This window comes from Stenotrophomonas sp. 2YAF22 (assembly GCF_052114665.1).
Taxonomy (GTDB): domain Bacteria; phylum Pseudomonadota; class Gammaproteobacteria; order Xanthomonadales; family Xanthomonadaceae; genus Stenotrophomonas; species Stenotrophomonas indicatrix.
Genome location: NZ_JBFRFE010000866.1, coordinates 1 through 1,311, shown reverse-complemented (window position 1 = coordinate 1,311; position 1,311 = coordinate 1). Strand labels below are relative to the sequence as shown.

Annotated in this window: 3 protein-coding genes; 1 reads left to right on the top strand and 2 read right to left on the bottom strand. The window is 65.5% G+C overall.

Annotation, left to right across the window (positions count from 1 at the left end; genetic code table 11):
- Positions 1-432, bottom strand: a 432-nt coding sequence (locus AB4Y84_RS21825) for a beta-ketoacyl synthase N-terminal-like domain-containing protein (RefSeq protein ID WP_442250954.1), incomplete at its 3' end; no start/stop codon positions are given.
- Entirely contained in the window at positions 432-947 is a 516-nt protein-coding gene (fabA, locus tag AB4Y84_RS21820) for a 3-hydroxyacyl-[acyl-carrier-protein] dehydratase FabA (protein ID WP_025878420.1), read from the bottom strand. The genes AB4Y84_RS21825 and fabA, both read right to left, overlap by 1 nt.
- Positions 948-1,147: 200 nt before the next feature.
- Here fabA and AB4Y84_RS21815 point away from each other — a divergent pair.
- The coding region (locus AB4Y84_RS21815) for a Y-family DNA polymerase (protein WP_442250955.1) at positions 1,148-1,311 on the top strand (164 nt) is incomplete at its 3' end.

Below are 1,311 nucleotides of genomic sequence, written 5' to 3'. Positions count from 1 at the left end.
CAGGCAGGCCGACACGGTCGAGCACATCGTGCGCGGCACCATGTAGGGACCCACTTTGCGCACGCCACGGCTGCGCAGCAGATCCACCGCACCCACCTGCCATTCGCTGGAGCCACCGCCGGAACCGGCGATCAGGCCGGTGCGCAGGCCACTGACCTGTTGCGGGGTCAGGCCCGCATCGGTGATGGCATCGGCCATCGCCAGGTAGGCGAAGGCAGCGGCATCGCTCATGAAGCGCTTCTGCTTGCGGTCGATCAGCGCATCCAGRTCGAGGTCGACGCGACCGCCGACCTGGCTGCGCAGGCCGGCTTCGGCGTGGTCGGCCAGCGCGGTGATGCCAGCGCGGCTTTCACGCAGGGCGGCCGAAACGGTATCCAGATCATTGCCGAGGCAGGACGTGATGCCCATGCCGGTGATGACGACGCGACGCATCAGAAGCTCCCGGTTTCAGTGAACAGGCCCACGCGCAGGTCGCGGGCGTTGTAGATCTCGCGGTCGTCCACGTACATGCGCGCGTCAGACTGGGCCATCACCAGCTTGCGGTTGATGACGCGGCTGATGTCGATCTCGTAGCGCACCAGCTTGGCATCGGGCAGCACCTGGCCGGTGAACTTCACTTCGCCGCAGCCCAGGGCGCGGCCCTTGCCGGGGGCACCCAGCCAGGTCAGGAAGAAGCCGGTCAGCTGCCACATGGCATCCAGGCCCAGGCAGCCGGGCATCACCGGGTCGCCGATGAAGTGGCAGCCGAAGAACCACAGGTCCGGACGGATATCCAGTTCGGCGCGTACCATGCCCTTGCCATGCGGTCCGCCGTCCTCGCGGATTTCGGTGATGCGGTCGAACATCAGCATCGGGTCGTTGGGCAACCGGCCGGCGGCAGCGCCGAACAGTTCACCGCGTGCGCTGGCCAGCAGCTGGTCGCGGTTGAACGCGTGGAGACGAGTCATGGAAAGCGCAATCCTGGAAGCGAAAACAAGGCAACGAGCTCCCGAGGATGCACGACGGATCAGGCGGATATCAAACCGCGTCTCCGTACGCGTGCGTAGTGTTTTCAGCTGAAACCACGCATCCCGTTGATGCACAACGACCATACTTCGGCGTCTGGACGGGTACGGTGCAGGTATCATGTGGGCCAACCATGAACGCACTGCGCAAGATCATCCACGTCGACATGGACGCCTTCTACGCGTCTGTGGAGCAGCGCGACGATCCGTCACTGCGCGGCAAGCCGGTGGTGGTGGCATGGCGCGGCGCGCGTTCAGTGGTGTGTGCCGCTTCGTACGAGGCGGCACGAAGACAGCGTCCGGGCAC